The sequence below is a fragment of the Mesorhizobium sp. B2-3-10 genome, from assembly GCF_006442275.1.
GTDB classification, from domain to species: domain Bacteria; phylum Pseudomonadota; class Alphaproteobacteria; order Rhizobiales; family Rhizobiaceae; genus Mesorhizobium; species Mesorhizobium australicum.
In genome coordinates this window covers 348,565-363,163 of sequence record NZ_VFVT01000002.1, presented here as the reverse complement: position 1 = coordinate 363,163, position 14,599 = coordinate 348,565, and the positions used below count along the sequence as shown (strand labels likewise).

Below are 14,599 nucleotides of genomic sequence, written 5' to 3'. Positions count from 1 at the left end.
CTTAGCGAGACGGCCGTCCGGTCATCCGGTGGTGCTAGTTAGGCACCATGACCTTGCCGCAGCTGACCGGGCTGTAGCGACAAGGCTCGCTGTCTCCAAGTTGCGCCACAAGGCCCAACAAATGCCCCGTAGGGCAAGCGGGATCCGATGGCGGACCCGTGTGGAGGTACTTAGGAAGGCCGGTTTTCAGTTTCAAGATCCACATTAGAAATGGCGCTTGAAACTGAGCGTTCGACAGGCTCAAGCTTGCGCTTCGCCGGATCGAGTAAGATGTTGATCTCTTCGCTCACCGCCTGTGCAGCGGAGGCCAACGCCTGATCGGGGCGATGAACATACCGGGAAGTCACCCCTCTGCCTTTGTGCCCGAGCAAACCGGCGATTGTACCGTCAGAATACCCAAGGCCCGACGCCGTGGAGGCAAAGGTGTGACGCAGCGTGTGGGGAGTCGCCCCGGCGATTCCTGCCGCTTTGAATATTCGTCGCGCCTCCTTGGCCATACCTTGATACGGGACTTTGCGCCTGCTTCCGGTAAAGGCAAACGGACTGCCAGCAACGCGGTTCTGAGCCCTCAAAACCATAACGGCTGAATCTCCGATTGGTCGAAGACTTTTCCCGATCTTGGTGTCTTCTAGGCGAAGGCACTTCAGTTCGAAGTCGATTTCCGTCCAGCGAAGCCCGGTGATTTCGCCGATCCGGCACCCAGTCAAGCAGAGCAGCCTCACTATGTTGACCGCGTGAGGGTGAAACGGCTTTTCTTTGTCGTCCTTGCCTGCGACGAGGACAGCCCCCAGTCGCCCTAGTTCTTCGTTGCTCAGAAATCGTTGGCGGGCTTCGCTTCGAAACCGGCGTACCCGATGAACGGGGTTGTGCTGGATTATCCCTTCATCAACTGCCCATGTCATGATTCCGGACAATAAGTCGGCAACGCGGGCAGCCGTCGCTGGGCCACCCCTGACATTGGCTCGGCCACGTAGCTTAGTCTTTACCACCTTGGCCGTCTTGCCGGTAGTGATGTCGCTGATGAGTCGTTTAACGGCTCTGCTGTCGATCTCCTCCACGGCCTTCTTGCCCATGAGCGGTTTTATGTGGCGGCTAATACGGCCTTTGTCTGTAGCGAGTGTCGATGCCTTCTTAGGCCGGTTGAAGCGGGTTAGAATCGCTCCAGCCTCTGCCGCCAACATGTAGCGGTCGCAAAGGTCCGAAACGTTCATCGGTGGCGGTCTGTCTCGCTCAATAGCGGGATCCTGCCCAGCGGCGACCAGTCCAAACAACCTCTTTGCCTCTGAACGGGCCGTCTCAACCGTCCACGGTGCTCCAAGGCGGCCGATAGTGAACCAGCGCTGCCTGCCTTTGGTAGAATACTTGATGCAAAAACTGGGGTGCTTGGATTGGCGGCGCACACCAAAACCGGGAACTGAACCGCGGCCAGAGTCCCAGATTGTCGAGTTCGGCTGCATTCGCTCGACATCAGTCTTGGTTAGGGGCATGACGATAATAGCTACAGATCAGCAACAGTGATGGCGGGAACTCTAAGGAACTGTAGGGTACCTGATAGCCGAAAAAAACAACAAAATCAATTGACCAGTGAAACCGACGGTGGTACCGGGAATGAGGCGTGGTTCGTTTACACCGAAGATGTCGGCGGTTCGAGCCCGTCATCGCCCACCATTCAAACTCACATTTCAAGTCAGCTGAGAGCCGGCCGCTGGCGCGTCGCGGTATCACGGCGGCACCATACGGAAATCCTTGCCCTCGGGCAGCAATTGCCCGCCATCGACCACGATGGTCGTTCCCGTGATGTAGCTCGCATCGTCCGAGGCGAGGAACAGGAAGGCGTTGGCCACGTCGCGTGGGCTGCCGAGCCGGCCGAGCGGGATCGAATCTTCCATGTTCTTGATATAGGCGGCGCCGCGATGTTCCTGGATGGCTTCGGTGAGGATATTGCCGGGTTCGACGCCGTTGACGGTGATGCCGTAGCCGGAGAATTCCAGCGCTGCGGCGCGAATGAAGCCGTTGATGCCTGCTTTCGTCGCCGAATAGTGGCCATGGCCGGGGCTGGTGACATGCGGGCCGGTGATGGAGGAGGTGTAGAGCATGCGGCCAAAGCGCTGCGCCTTCATCGGCACCAGGGCCGCGCGGCTGGCGTTGAAGGTGCCGCGCAAATTGACCGCCATGACGCGGTCCCAGTCGTCGGCGCTGGTGTTCTCGATCAACTGCCAGGGATAGATGCCGGCATTCTGGACGATGACGTCGAGGCGGCCATGGTGTTTCAGCGAAAGCGCCACGGCGGCCTCGGCGTCGCTCATTTGCGAGATGTCGGTGCGGATGAAGGGGACGCCAAGCTCATCCGCACTTGCCCGCCCGGCCTCGGTCTCGGAGTCGGCGAGCACCAGCCTTGCACCTTCCTCGGCGAAGCGCAGCGCGATGCCCTTGCCGATGCCGCGCGCGCCGCCGACGATCAGCGCCACCTTGCCTTCCAGTCGTCCTGTCATGCGAGCCGTCCTGTCACGCCAATCCCCGTCTCACGCCAATCTTTGGCGAATGGTTTGCTTGAATGCATCGAGCAGCACGGCCGCCAGCACCAGCAGGCCATGGATGACCTGGGTGAAGTTGGCGGGCAGGCCCATCAGGTTAATCGCCGTGTTGATGGCCGAAAGCAGGAGCACGCCGGCGTACACGCCGGGCAAGGTGCCGACGCCGCCCTTCAGGCTGACGCCGCCGATAACCACGGCCGCGAAGGCGTTGAACAGAAGGCCGACGCCCAGATTGGCGGTGGCGCCCGAGGTGCGGATCGCCAGCAGCCAGCCGGCCAGCCCTGCGATGGCGCCGGCGAGTACGAAGGCGATGATCAGGTTGCGGTTCACCCGGATGCCGGCACGGAAGGTCGCGGTTTCATTGCCGCCGATCATCACCAGGTGCCTGCCGAACGGGGTCTTGGCCATGATCAGCGAGAACACGACGAAACAGGCCACCGCGATCCAGGCGGTAAGCGGCAGACCGATCAGGCGCTGGATGCCGAACCAGCGGATGGCGGGTGCCAGATCCTGCGCCGAGCGGCCGCCCGAAATGACCAGCACCAGGCCGCGCACCCAGATGTAGGAGGCGAGCGTGATGATAAAGGCGCTCATCTTGACCTTGACCACGAGATAGCCGTTGAAGGCGCCGATGAGGCCGCCGACGGCCAGCGCCAGCAGCAGCGAGACCGGAACCATCAGCCATCCCGGGTGCAACTGCACGCCGAGGCCAATGCCCGAGGAACAAAACAGGATGCCCACCGCCATGGCGCTGAGAGCGGCGACGGATTCGACCGACAGGTCCATGTGCCCGGCAATGATGACCAGCGCCAGGCCGATCGACATCACGCCGAGCACGCTCGACGCCTCGATGATGTTTGCGAAGATGCCGAGCTGGAAATAGTTCGGGATGAACAGCGAGAAGACGACCAGGACAAAAAGCAGCATGAACCAGACGAGGTTGTCGAGGACGAACTCCAGGGCGTGGCGTGTGCGAGGGTTCATGTGTCGATCCGGTTGGCGTGCGGGATCAAGGCCGCGGCAGGTTGCCTGCGTCTCGTTTCATGCGGGCAGGGCAGGGCTCCGGGCCTGGTATGGCCCGGAGCGGTCGGGCCGTCTGTCTATTCGACCGGCTTGACGGTATCCGTCGGCGGCTTCTGGTTGCCCCAGAAAGCCGGGTTGTCGACGTTTTCCTTGGTGATGGCGGCACCCGGGATCTTGATGTTGGGGCCCCAGGCTTCCTTGGTGAGGGTCGATTTCAGGCCAAGCACATCGTATTCGCCGGGCTTGATCTCTTCCTTCTTGACGACCTTGTCCATGAACATGGCGACGGCGGCGGCCTGTGCGTAAAGCGGCTGCTCGACTTCGACGTTGAGCCAGCCCTTGCGGATCAGGTCGAGGCCGACCGGTGCGCCGTTCGAGCTCATCAGCATGACGTCGCCCGGCTTCTTGCCGGCGGCCTCGAGCGAGGCGACGGCGGCGACCGACAGGTGTGCGGCATGGCTGAAGATCAGGTCGATGTCGGGGTTGGCCAGCATCTGGTCGGCAACGATGGTGCCGGCGTTGCTGGCCTCCCACTGCATGGCCGGCAGCGAGATGATCTTGACGTCTGGGAACGCCTTCATCTTCTCCTCGAAACCCTTCTGGATGTCGAGCGTGTAGGGATCGCCGGGATCGCCAAGCACCTGCAGGACCTTGCCCTTCACCGAGCCGTTCTTGGCTTTCAGAAGCTTTTCGGCCTGCTCGGCGGCGACGTAGCCGATCTCGACGGTGCCCGCGACCGACGTGAAGTCGGACGGTGTCGACGTGATCTGGCGGTCGAACTCGACCACCGGAATGCCGGCCGCGCGCGCTGCCTCGATCGATGGTTTCAGCGCATTGAAATCGACGGCGGCCAGGATGATCGCCGCCGGCTTCAGCGCGATGACGTCGTTCATCTGCGATTGCTGCGCGTCGGTCTTGTTGTCGGCGTTCAGCGTCTTCATCTCGTAGCCGGTCTGTTTCAGGAACAGCTCCAGCGCGCTCACCGAGCCGGTCTGGAATTCGTCGAGCAATGTCGGCACCATGTAGTAGACGATACCCTTGGACTGGGCGAATGCCGGCGTAAGCGTGGCAAAGGCCAGTGCCAGGATACCGAAGACAGCAAGAAGTATTCGCTTCATGTCGTTGGCTCCCTGTTAAGCCGGACCCCTCTTTGTCCCTCAGCCCGCCGGTCCGGCACCGGCAAGCGTCTCTCCGGTGATCATGTTGATCACCGCATCGGGACTTGTCTTGTTGCGGGCGACATCGCCCGCCACGACGCCTTGCCGGATGACCACGATCCGGTCGGCGACCTGAAAAGCCTGCTGCATGATATGGGTGATGATGACGACGCCGATGCCCTGGCTCGCCACCTGGCGGATCATTTCGAGACCGCGCCGGGTTTGCTCGACGCCAAGTGCGGCGAACGGCTCGTCGAGAAGCACCAGCTTGCCGCCCCAATGCACGAAGCGGTTCAGCTCGATGGCCTGCCGCTGGCCGCCCGAGAGATGCTCGACATTGGTGCGCAGTGAAGGAATGCGGGTCCCGGCGCTGGCCAGCGCCTTGCCGACGACGGCTTCCATGGCGCGCTCGTCGAGCACCGGAATGCCGAGCACCTTCCTGGTGATCTCGCGGCCCATGAAGAAATTGGCCACCACATCGACATTGGTGCACAGCGACAGGTCCTGGTAGACGGTCTCGATGCCTGCCGCCTTGGCTTCCGCCGGGGACCGGGCCAGGAATTCCTTGCCCTCGAACAGCATGCGGCCGGAGGTCGGTTCGAGACCGCCAGCTATGATCTTGACCAGCGTCGACTTGCCGGCGCCGTTGTCGCCGAGCAGCGCCACCACTTCGCCTTTGCCGATGGAAAAGCTGATCCCCTTCAGCGCTTCGATCGCGCCGTAGTTCTTGGTCACGTTGTCGAGCACCAGCAGGGGTTCGCTCATGCGGCAATCTCCCTGCCCGAAAGTATGTCGCGGCCGCGCTCGCGTTCGGCGGCGAACATCTGCCCGAAGCGTGGCGACAACACCCCTGAAACGGCGAGCGCCGCCGCGCCGCGCAGCACGGCATGCTGGCCGCCGCTGGCGACGATGACGCGCGGCGTCTTGCGGTCCGCGCGGGCCGAAACCGAATTGTGCAGCGGTTCGGCCGCGTCCGCCAGGCGCTCGAGCAGTTCCGATGCCGCCAGGCCGCCGAGCACGACCGTCTCTGGATCGAAGAGGTTTTCGATGATGGCGATGGTGTTGCGGAAGATCGGGCCGACTTGCGCCACCCAATCGGCGTCGCTGCCGGCCCGGCGGCCCCGCGCCTCGAGCGAGAGATAGCGCTCGAGGCAGCCTCGGTTGCCGCAGGGGCAAAGCTCGCCATCGGGGACCACGGGAATGTGGCCGATCTCGCCCGCATTGCCCCAGGCGCCGCGCAGAACGCTGCCGTCATGCATCATCGCGCCGCCAAGCCCGACGCCGAAATAGAGATAGTAATAGTCGGAATGGCGGGCTCCGATGCCATAGAGCCGCTCGCCCATCGCGGCCGCGGCCATGTCGCTCTCGAAGAACGCCGGCAATCCTGTCGCGGCCGTCAGCCGCTCACGCAGCGCCACATGCTTCCAGCCGGTCATCGTGGTCGGGCCGACAAAGCTCATGGAGTCCACATCGAACGGGCCGGGAAGCGCCATGCCGACGCCGATGACGCGGCCGCCGGGCCGCTTGCCCGTCAGGTCGCGGACCATGGCGCCGATCTGGTCGAACGCGTGATCGGGCGTCGCGTTGGACGCTTCGCGGCGTGAACTCTCGATAACGTCGCCGCTGAGATTGATCAGCGCGGCGTCTATTCCAAGCGGCGTCAGGTGGATGCCGACGGCATAGCCGCCTTCCGGGTTGATGCGCAGCGTCGCCGGTGGCAGGCCACGCCCCTTCGGCTCTTCGCGCACGGACAGGATGTAGCCCTGTTCCTCCAGTTCGCGAACGATGGTCGACACGGTCTGCACGGTGAGCCCGACGTGCCTGGCGATGTCGCCACGTGCAATCGGGCCATGACGGCGGATGGACTCAAGCACGATGCGCCGGTTGTATGGCCGCCCGAACTCCTGATTGGTCCCCCGCAATGCCATGCCTTGCGCCCCCACTTGACGTAAGGTTCGCATCAAACATTTATTCAGTCAAATGGAATTCAAAAATAATCCGGAAGCTGAGGAGCCGCGATCCTATGGCGGTTTACGGGGTGCGGGATACCGCATGACGAGGAGAGGTGTGCTCGACCGGGACCGACGGCTCCGGATTCAGCAAGCGAGCGGCTGATCTTGCTAGAGATACTGGGCGACTTTCTTGCCGACGGTCAGGAAGCGCAGCGGATCGATCGCCTCGCCATTGTGACGCACTTCATAGTGCAGATGCGGGCCGGTCGAGCGCCCACTGCTGCCGGTCTTGCCGATGACGGCGCCGGCGTCCACTTTCTCGCCTACCGTCACGTCGATCTCGCTGAGATGTCCGTAGCGCGTGGCAAAGCCATTGCCATGGTCGATCTCGACCATGCGGCCATAGCCGCCATTCCAGCCGGCCTTGGTGACGATGCCGGGCGCGGTGACCTTGGCCGCCATGCCGATCGGCGCCCTGAAATCCATGCCCGAATGCAACGCGGCCGTGCCGAGAATGGGATCGGTGCGCACGCCGAACGGACTGGTGACGGAGTGGCCAGGGGCAGGGTTCGCAAGCGGTAACCGGCGCGCTTCCTTCTTGAGATGATCGAGCGTATCCAGCGCCTCGTCCAGTTCCTTGACCTTGCTGTCGAAGATCATCGACGAGTCGAGCGGAATCAGCGGTCCGCCGACATCGCTTTCGTTCTTGCCGAAATCACTGTCGACCGGCAGTCCGGCCGTCTGCAGCGCCTGCTGGATGGCATCGGCGCTTTTGTAGGCGTTGTCCGCGAGCGTGTTGATGCGGCTGAGCTGTTCATTCTCGATGGATTTCAGCGACTGGTTGATCGAGACGAACAACCTGTCGGCGCGATCGGCGGCTGAGTCGCTGGGCAGCGGATCGGTGCGGGTCGACCACAAGGAGAAGGGCCTTGTGTCGGCGGTGCCGAGGTCCGCGCCCAGGCTGGCAACCGCGTAGTTCCGCGCTGGCTGGCTGATGCCGCCGGTCACCTCGGCGCGCTTGTCCGGCTTGGCGGGCGCGGCCGGATCTTCGGCGGGCACCGTTCCAACGTCACTTTCGGCGCGTTCGAGCAGTGGGCCGAGACGGCCATGCCGCTGGCTGAGCTGCGTCTGGCGCTCGAGCAATTCGCTGACTTTGGTCTCCATCAGTTGCTGGTCGAGCAACTGCCTGCTGGTGATGCGGTCGACCTGGGCGCGAAGCGCCGAAATGCGGTCCTCGTAGGCCTGCTGCATGCGCGCCTGGCGCGCCGTGGTGGCGCCGATCAGGTCGTCGCGCAGCACGAGATAGGATGTGGCCAGGAGGTAGCCGATGGCAATGGCGGCGAGTGCTGAACCGATGAATGCCGCCAGCCAGGGACGGATCGTGAAGTGCCTGATCTCGTTGCCCCGGGCGATGATGATCGTGTGCGGTTCCTTGCGCCTGCCGAAGACTGCGGACTGACCGGTTGCGTTCACGGGACCAAGCTTTCGTTACGACACCACGACCGCCTGATTACACATTATTAGGGTTAACAAAGGCTTGCCGTATCGGCAGCGCGACGCCGAATGCACGCAATGCAGGCGAGAGGTTGCATGGAAATCGCCAGCTACGGCCGCTACGTCGCGAAATCGTTGGCCAGGAGCACCAATGTTCCGCCAGCAGCGGTCAGTCACGCGCTGAGCAAGCTCCAGGTTTCTTAACTGTATTCGATTGCATTTAATTGACTCTTTTCGAGTAAAGACCTGCTGGTATTTCGGATTCACCGTGGCGGTAGGAATGCTGGACGACCTGGTTGGCAAGATCCTCGACAAGATTTCGGGCACCAGTCTGCTGGCGACCGGGCTTTTGCTGCTGACGGCCCTTGTCAGCGCGCTCGTGGCTTATTGGCGCACGGTCGAGGAGAAGAGCTGGAAGGAATTTTTCGAGTTCGTCGTCCCCCATGAGGTCATCACCCATCCCTCCGCGAAGGCCGACCTGCTGTTCTGGATCACCAGGAAGGCCCTGATGCCTTTCCTGATGCTGCCCGCCGGAATTGTCTTCGTCACGGCGGTGGGCTACGGGACCAACTGGCTGTTTTCGACACTGTTCCAGTTTCAGCCGCCTCTGATCGAGGGGCCGGCAGGACCGGTGACGGTGCTGATCTTCACCATCAGCATGCTGCTCGCCTACGACATTTCCTATTATCTCTATCACGTCGCCCAGCATCGCTACCCCCTGCTTTGGGAACTGCACAAGGTGCATCACTCGGCCGAGGTGCTGGTCGGGATCACCAAGGACCGGGTCCATCCGCTCGACGAGTTGATGAACCGAGCCTGGGACGGGCTCATCGTGGGGCTGTGCTTCGGCATTTGGTCGCTGATTTCGCTGAACCTTGTCGAACTGACCGTCTTTGGCGTCAACGTCTATGTCATGCGGAACATCCTGATGATGGATTTCGTCAGGCACACGCATTTCAAGATCTCGTTTGGCCCGCTCAACAACTTGATCCTGTGTCCTCATTGGCACCAGCTGCATCACAGCGTCGATCCGCGCCACTACGACAAGAATTTCGGACTGCTCTTCTCGTTCTGGGACCGGCTCTTCGGAACATTGTGCGTGCCGAGGCCCGACGAGGACTTCAAGTTCGGACTGGTCGACCGCGATGTGCGCGACTACCAGTCGCTCGCCGGCCTTTATGTCATGCCGCTGAAGCGGATGTGGGGCCATGTTGCCAGGCGCATCCGGCCTGGAAAGCGACAGCCACGGACCGAGCGACCATCGGAAGGGACACGGCCATGAACGCTCCCGTCACGCTCTCCATCCCGCGGACACGCACCTTCGAAATCGTGACATCGGCGGTGCGCCTGGCCGAGATCGCACCGGCCTGGAGCGCGCTCTGGCAGCGGGCTGGCGGGCTTGTCTTCCAGCATCCCGACTGGATCGCGGCCTGGTGGCGCACCACCCCGCATCAGGAGCGGCGTGCCCTCAGGATTGGGCTTGCCTGGAACGGCGACCGGCTCGAGGGCGTGATAGCGCTCGCGACCTTCAGGCGCTCCGGCATCCGCATGCTCGAATGGGCGGCGAAGGATCACAGTGACTATGGCGACGCGCTGGTTGCACCCGACAGCGACCCGCAGGCGATCTCCCGCCTTTGGCAGCATGTCTTCGATCAGGGCGGCTTCGACCTGATCTACCTCAATCGTCTGCTGCCGGATGCCGGTGTTCATGCCCTGCTGTGCCCGACCCATGGCAAAGCGCTTCGGCCCAACCACCGCGGTGAAATCAGCTATCGTGTCACTGGTCCCTGGCAGAGTGGGGCGGAATGGTTCGAGACGTTGTCGAAAAAGGGTCGGCAGAACTATCGTCGTGGCCGCAAGTTCATGGAAGAGAGCGGCGCATTGCGTTTCCGCCTCCTGGATGCGGACGACCCGCGCGAGCCGGTGCTCGAGCGGGTCGCGACGCTGAAGCGGCTCTGGCTCGTTCGGCATGGCCGCGCTTCGGATCTGTTCGATGAGGGCTCGCCGGTTCTCGCCGCGCTTATTTCCGTGCTGGCCGACCTCGGGCTGTTGCGCATTTTCGTGCTGGAGCTTGACGACACGATCATCGGGGTCTCGATCAACTTCGAGCAGCACGGCACGATGATGGCTTTCGTCACCACCTACGATCCCGAACACGAGCGCGCCTCGCCGGGTATGGTGCTGATGATGGACTATATCCAGTGGTCGCTCGACCGTGGCCTTGCCACGATTGATTTTCTCTGCGGCGGCGAGGATTTCAAGCGCCGCTTCGCCACGCAATCAGTCGCGCTGTCGTCGATGATGGGCGCCCGCGGCTTGCGCGGTCATCTCGCCGCACTGGCCGATCATGTGGACCATGTTTCGAAATCCTGGAGGACGCGGCGGCAGCCGAAAGCCGACGCGGTGCCTGACGAATAACGCCACGATCGTCGTTCGCGTCGTGGGCTTTGGCGACGCTCAAAGCGCGCGAACGGCTTCCAGAACGGCCTCGGCATGGCCCTTGACCCGGACCTTGCGCCAGATCTTGGCGATCCGTCCGTCACGGCCGATCAAGAATGTCGCGCGCTCGACGCCCATGTATTTGCGGCCATACATCGATTTCTCGACCCACAGGCGGTAGGCCTCAATCACCTTGCGCTCCTCGTCGGCGGCAAGATCGATGGTTAGATCGTATTTCGATTTGAACTTGTCGTGTTTCTTGGCGCTGTCGGGCGACAGGCCGATGACGACAGCGCCGGCCTTCTCGAATTCCGGCTTCAGCCGCGAGAAGCTGATCGCCTCTTGCGTGCAGCTTGTCGTGTCATCCTGAGGATAGAAATAGAGCACGACTGGCTTGCCGGCGGATGCGGCCAGGCTGAGCGATCCGCCGCCGTCCCGCGGCAGATCGAATTGCGGCGCGGGATCGCCTACTTCGAGGTCAGCCATATCGATGCCCTTGTTTGAGGTTACGCGCGAAGCCACACCGATATAGTGTCGACCGGGGATTCGTCCACGAGCGAGTTTGTACAACGGAAGATTGCGTGGATCAGGAGCAACCGCAGCACGAGAAGATCCGGTTCAGGCGGGACGAAATCACCGACCTGGGGGCCCTGCCGTCCGCGTGCCGCGTCCCGCCTCTTGGCCAGGCGGCGATCGGCCGCGGCTTTCGCATCCTTTCGCGAGTGTTTGCCGGCGTGGTCGCGTTCATGCTGCTGGCCGCGACGGCGGTCTATCTCATCGGCCTTTCCGGCATTGGTTCTGACCGGCTGCGCGTCGAGGCGGAGAGCGCCATCGAGAGGCTGGCGGGCGTCGACGTCAATGTCGCGGTCGGGCCCGCCCGCATTACACTCGACAGTTCGAGCTTCGTGGCGCTGCAGGTGAGCGATGTCAGCCTGAAGACATCGGACGGCAAACCCATGGCCGATGCCGGGCGTGTGCGCTTCGGCATCCGCCTGGTGCCGCTTTTGTGGGGCGAGGTGCGGCTGACCAGCGCCAGGATCTCCGATGCCCGCATCGTCATGGCGGCGATGCCGTCCGGCGGCGACTGGACGGCGGCACTGCGCAACGAGAACGGCCTGGTCGATCCGGAGAAGCTGTCGGACGCGGTGTTCGGCTACATCCATCGTGCGCTCGACGCCGTGCGGGAAGATTCGATGCGCCGGATCGATCTCAGCAATGTCGAGTTCGTGTTGCCCGACGCTGGATCGATCAAGCTGGTCAAGATCGCCGACGCCACCGTGGTTCAGTCGGGGCCGGGCGGCATCGAGTTCACCTCCGACGCGGACGTCGACGGCAGGACAGTCACCGTTGTAGCTTCCGCCACCCGTAACATCGCGGCGCATCGGGTGACGGCGTTGGATGCCAGCATCAATCTGGCGGATGCCGGCGCCACCGCTGCCGGCTCCGGCAAGCTTGGTGCCGTCGCGCTGAAGTTGACAGGATCGGAAGGGTCAGGTGCCACCGCATCACGCTTGACCGCCGCCCTTTCGTCCACCGGGTCCGTGCTGGATCTTGGCACACGCGGGCTGCTGCCGGCGGATGCCGATCTCAATGCGACGCTTGTCTATGGCTCCAACAAGATCCAGGTGGACAGGCTGCTCTTGAAAACCGGCAGGTCTTCATTCGATTTCGGCGGCTCGATCGGGCCAAAACCAGCAACCGGGGTGGCTGGTGAGGAACCCTCCTACCGTTACGATCTGACCAGCGACGGTTCGACCCTGGCGCCATCGGAATCGCCTGAGCCCGCGCTGATGTTCCTGGCGCGCATCGCCGGCGTCTACCAGCCGCAAAGCCATAAACTGGTGGCCGAGCAGATCGCGGTTCGGTCCGCCGGGAGCAGCGAGGTGCTTGGCACCGCGGCTGTGGAATTCGTCGAGGGCAAGGCTCCCGGGATCAATCTGGCGCTCAACATCCATGACATGCCGGTCTCGCACGTCAAACAGCTGTGGCCGTGGTTTTCGGCGCGCAATGCGCGGCTCTGGGTGCTGAACAATCTGTTCGGCGGCCGCGTGGTCGATGCCAGCCTCCAGTTCCAGGTGGTGCCGGATCGCCTCGGCAATGGCGTGCCGCTTTCCGCCGACGAGGTCTTCGGCCGCTTCCAGATCGAAGGCGCGCGTTTCGACACTGCCGGCCGCATCCCGCCGATCCGCGACGCGGTGGGCGTGGTCGGATTCCACGGCAACGACGTCGACGTCTCCTTGTCGTCGGGCACCGTCTTCATGCCTAGCGGCCGCACGGTGGCGGCCAGCAATGGCACGCTGACGGTCAAGGCCGCCAACCGTCCGCCGGTCATCGGCGCACTCGACATCGATGTCGAGGGGGAGGCGCCGGCCGTCGCCGAGCTTGCCTCCTACGAACCGATCAACGCCATGCGCCATGTCGGCATCCTGCCTGAGGATCTTTCCGGCAGCGTCACCGGCCACGTCAAGGCGGACATTCCGCTGCAGTCGGGCGTCGATACGGCGAAGCTCGATTGGCTGGTGTCGCTCGACTACACCGGCCTGTCCCTGGCCAAGCCCTTCGAGGGGCAGGCCGTGACGGACGCGGACGGCTCGATCACGGTCGACCCGCAAAAGGCTGTCATTTCGGCCAAGGCATCGCTGAACGGCATTCCGGCCGAACTCGATCTCGTCGAGCCTTTGGCGGACGACGGGCCGGCGCGCAGCCGCAAAGTCGCCCTTGTGCTCGACGACAAGATCCGCGCTGCCGCCATGCCCGGCCTGACGCCGCTGCTTGGTGGAACGGTGAAGGTCGCGATCGACAAGAGTGGCAGCGGCAACCAGAACGTTTCGGTCGACCTGACCAATGCCCGGCTGGACATTCCCTGGGCTGGCTGGAGCAAGGGGGCGGGGGTTCCCGCCAGCGCCACCTTCGTCATGACCAAGGCCGGCGACACCACGACGCTGTCCGACTTCGACCTCGGTGGCAAGACATTCTCCATCGATGGCGGCATCGTACTGGTCAACGGCGCGCTGTCGTCGGCCAAATTCAGCAGGGTCACCCTGAACCGGGGCGATGATGTTTCCGTGTCGGTGAAGCGATCGGGCAAGGGCTATGCGGTCGGCATCAATGGCAATGCGCTTGATGCTCGTTCGCTGATCAAGCAGTTCACGTCCGATGTGGACACCGCGACCAAAACGACAGGAACAGACAATATTTCAGTCAGTGCGGACGTCAATCAGCTCACCGGTTTTCACGACGAGCAACTCTCCAACCTGAAGCTCGACTACAGTGCGGCCGGTTCGCGGGTGAACGGACTGAAGGTCAGCGCGACGGCGAGTTCGGGTGCCGCCATCGCCATCAGCAACACCACCGGCGACGGCAGGCGTTCGCTCAATGTGCAGTCGGCGGACGCCGGCGCCATCCTGCGGTTCCTCAACATCTATGAGCACATGGAAGGCGGATCGATCACGCTGGCGCTGACCGGGGCCAACGACGGGCCGATGAAGGGCAAGGTCGACACCAGCAACTTCTTCATCGTCAACGAACCCAAGCTCGCCTCCATCGTCTCGACCACGCCGGCCGGCGACAGCCGCAGCCTCAACCAGGCGGTGAAGGGCAAGCTCGACACGTCGCGGGTGAAGTTCGAGCGCGGCTACGCCGAAATCGACAAGGGCAGCGGTTATCTCCGGCTGACCAATGGCGTGCTGCGCGGTCCGCGCATCGGCACGACCTTCCAGGGCATCCTCTACGACCAGAACAACAATATGGATATGACCGGCACCTTCATGCCGGCCTACGGCCTCAATCGCATCTTTGGCGAACTGCCCATCGTCGGCGCGCTTCTGGGCAATGGCCGCGACCGCGGCCTGATCGGCGTCACCTACCGCCTCAGGGGCAATGCCAACAAGCCCGTGCTCGACGTCAATCCGCTGTCGGTGATCGCTCCGGGGATATTCAGGTCGATCTTCGAGTACCGCTAGAGCGAAACGGTTTTCCGCCCGGAATTGCCTCAAGACAC

At 63.0% G+C, this 14,599-nt stretch carries 11 protein-coding genes; 3 read left to right on the top strand and 8 right to left on the bottom strand.

Annotation, left to right across the window (positions count from 1 at the left end; translation table 11 throughout):
- Positions 1-170: 170 nt before the first annotated feature.
- The 7 genes from FJ943_RS08415 to FJ943_RS08385 form a co-directional block, all read right to left on the bottom strand.
- Complete coding sequence (locus FJ943_RS08415) at positions 171-1,211, bottom strand: site-specific integrase (protein WP_246671845.1); 1,041 nt, start codon at positions 1,209-1,211, stop codon at positions 171-173.
- Between the two features lie 510 nt (positions 1,212-1,721).
- On the bottom strand, positions 1,722-2,492 hold the full coding sequence (locus FJ943_RS08410) for an SDR family NAD(P)-dependent oxidoreductase (protein ID WP_140720685.1): 771 nt from the start codon (positions 2,490-2,492) through the stop codon (positions 1,722-1,724).
- A 30-nt stretch (positions 2,493-2,522) separates the two neighbouring features.
- Positions 2,523-3,518 carry an ABC transporter permease gene (locus tag FJ943_RS08405; protein WP_140617016.1) on the bottom strand — a complete coding sequence of 332 codons (996 nt, stop codon included), beginning with the start codon at positions 3,516-3,518 and terminating at the stop codon, positions 2,523-2,525.
- 116 nt (positions 3,519-3,634) lie between these two features.
- Entirely contained in the window at positions 3,635-4,675 is a 1,041-nt protein-coding gene (locus FJ943_RS08400) for a sugar ABC transporter substrate-binding protein (RefSeq protein ID WP_015318183.1), read from the bottom strand.
- Positions 4,676-4,714: 39 nt separating this feature from the next.
- The gene (locus FJ943_RS08395; protein WP_015318182.1) at positions 4,715-5,479 is read right to left on the bottom strand and encodes an ATP-binding cassette domain-containing protein; all 765 of its coding nucleotides are present in this window, start codon (positions 5,477-5,479) and stop codon (positions 4,715-4,717) included.
- Positions 5,476-6,642, bottom strand: coding sequence for an ROK family transcriptional regulator (locus FJ943_RS08390; RefSeq protein WP_140717488.1), 1,167 nt, complete (start codon positions 6,640-6,642; stop codon positions 5,476-5,478). The genes FJ943_RS08395 and FJ943_RS08390 overlap by 4 nt, the downstream gene beginning before the upstream one ends.
- Before the next feature lie 192 nt (positions 6,643-6,834).
- Positions 6,835-8,139 (bottom strand): M23 family metallopeptidase, encoded by a 1,305-nt coding sequence (locus tag FJ943_RS08385; RefSeq protein WP_140720683.1) that lies wholly within the window; start codon positions 8,137-8,139, stop codon positions 6,835-6,837.
- Positions 8,140-8,440: 301 nt separating this feature from the next.
- On the opposite strand from FJ943_RS08385, the gene FJ943_RS08380 reads away from it, so the two are divergent.
- Positions 8,441-9,442, top strand: coding sequence for a sterol desaturase family protein (locus FJ943_RS08380; RefSeq protein WP_140617013.1), 1,002 nt, complete (start codon positions 8,441-8,443; stop codon positions 9,440-9,442).
- Positions 9,439-10,578: a GNAT family N-acetyltransferase gene (locus FJ943_RS08375; RefSeq protein ID WP_140720681.1), complete on the top strand. Its 1,140-nt coding sequence runs from the start codon at positions 9,439-9,441 to the stop codon at positions 10,576-10,578. The genes FJ943_RS08380 and FJ943_RS08375 overlap by 4 nt, the downstream gene beginning before the upstream one ends.
- Positions 10,579-10,617: 39 nt before the next feature.
- Here the strand turns inward: FJ943_RS08375 and FJ943_RS08370 are convergent, their stop codons facing one another.
- Positions 10,618-11,085: a peroxiredoxin gene (locus tag FJ943_RS08370; protein ID WP_015318177.1), complete on the bottom strand. Its 468-nt coding sequence runs from the start codon at positions 11,083-11,085 to the stop codon at positions 10,618-10,620.
- Positions 11,086-11,180: 95 nt separating this feature from the next.
- On the opposite strand from FJ943_RS08370, the gene FJ943_RS08365 reads away from it, so the two are divergent.
- Positions 11,181-14,561 carry a DUF3971 domain-containing protein gene (locus tag FJ943_RS08365; RefSeq protein ID WP_140720679.1) on the top strand — a complete coding sequence of 1,127 codons (3,381 nt, stop codon included), beginning with the start codon at positions 11,181-11,183 and terminating at the stop codon, positions 14,559-14,561.
- Positions 14,562-14,599 lie beyond the last annotated feature (38 nt).

Excerpts from the sequence above, each read along its gene's own strand:
- FJ943_RS08405 (WP_140617016.1), bottom strand. The coding sequence starts at position 3,518 with ATGAACCCTCGCACACGCCACGCCCTGGAGTTCGTCCTCGACAACCTC.
- FJ943_RS08410 (WP_140720685.1), bottom strand. The coding sequence starts at position 2,492 with ATGACAGGACGACTGGAAGGCAAGGTGGCGCTGATCGTCGGCGGCGCG.
- FJ943_RS08390 (WP_140717488.1), bottom strand. The coding sequence starts at position 6,642 with ATGGCATTGCGGGGGACCAATCAGGAGTTCGGGCGGCCATACAACCGG.
- FJ943_RS08380 (WP_140617013.1), top strand. The coding sequence starts at position 8,441 with ATGCTGGACGACCTGGTTGGCAAGATCCTCGACAAGATTTCGGGCACC.
- FJ943_RS08395 (WP_015318182.1), bottom strand. The coding sequence starts at position 5,479 with ATGAGCGAACCCCTGCTGGTGCTCGACAACGTGACCAAGAACTACGGC.
- FJ943_RS08375 (WP_140720681.1), top strand. The coding sequence starts at position 9,439 with ATGAACGCTCCCGTCACGCTCTCCATCCCGCGGACACGCACCTTCGAA.
- FJ943_RS08370 (WP_015318177.1), bottom strand. The coding sequence starts at position 11,085 with ATGGCTGACCTCGAAGTAGGCGATCCCGCGCCGCAATTCGATCTGCCG.
- FJ943_RS08415 (WP_246671845.1), bottom strand. The coding sequence starts at position 1,211 with ATGAACGTTTCGGACCTTTGCGACCGCTACATGTTGGCGGCAGAGGCT.
- FJ943_RS08400 (WP_015318183.1), bottom strand. The coding sequence starts at position 4,675 with ATGAAGCGAATACTTCTTGCTGTCTTCGGTATCCTGGCACTGGCCTTT.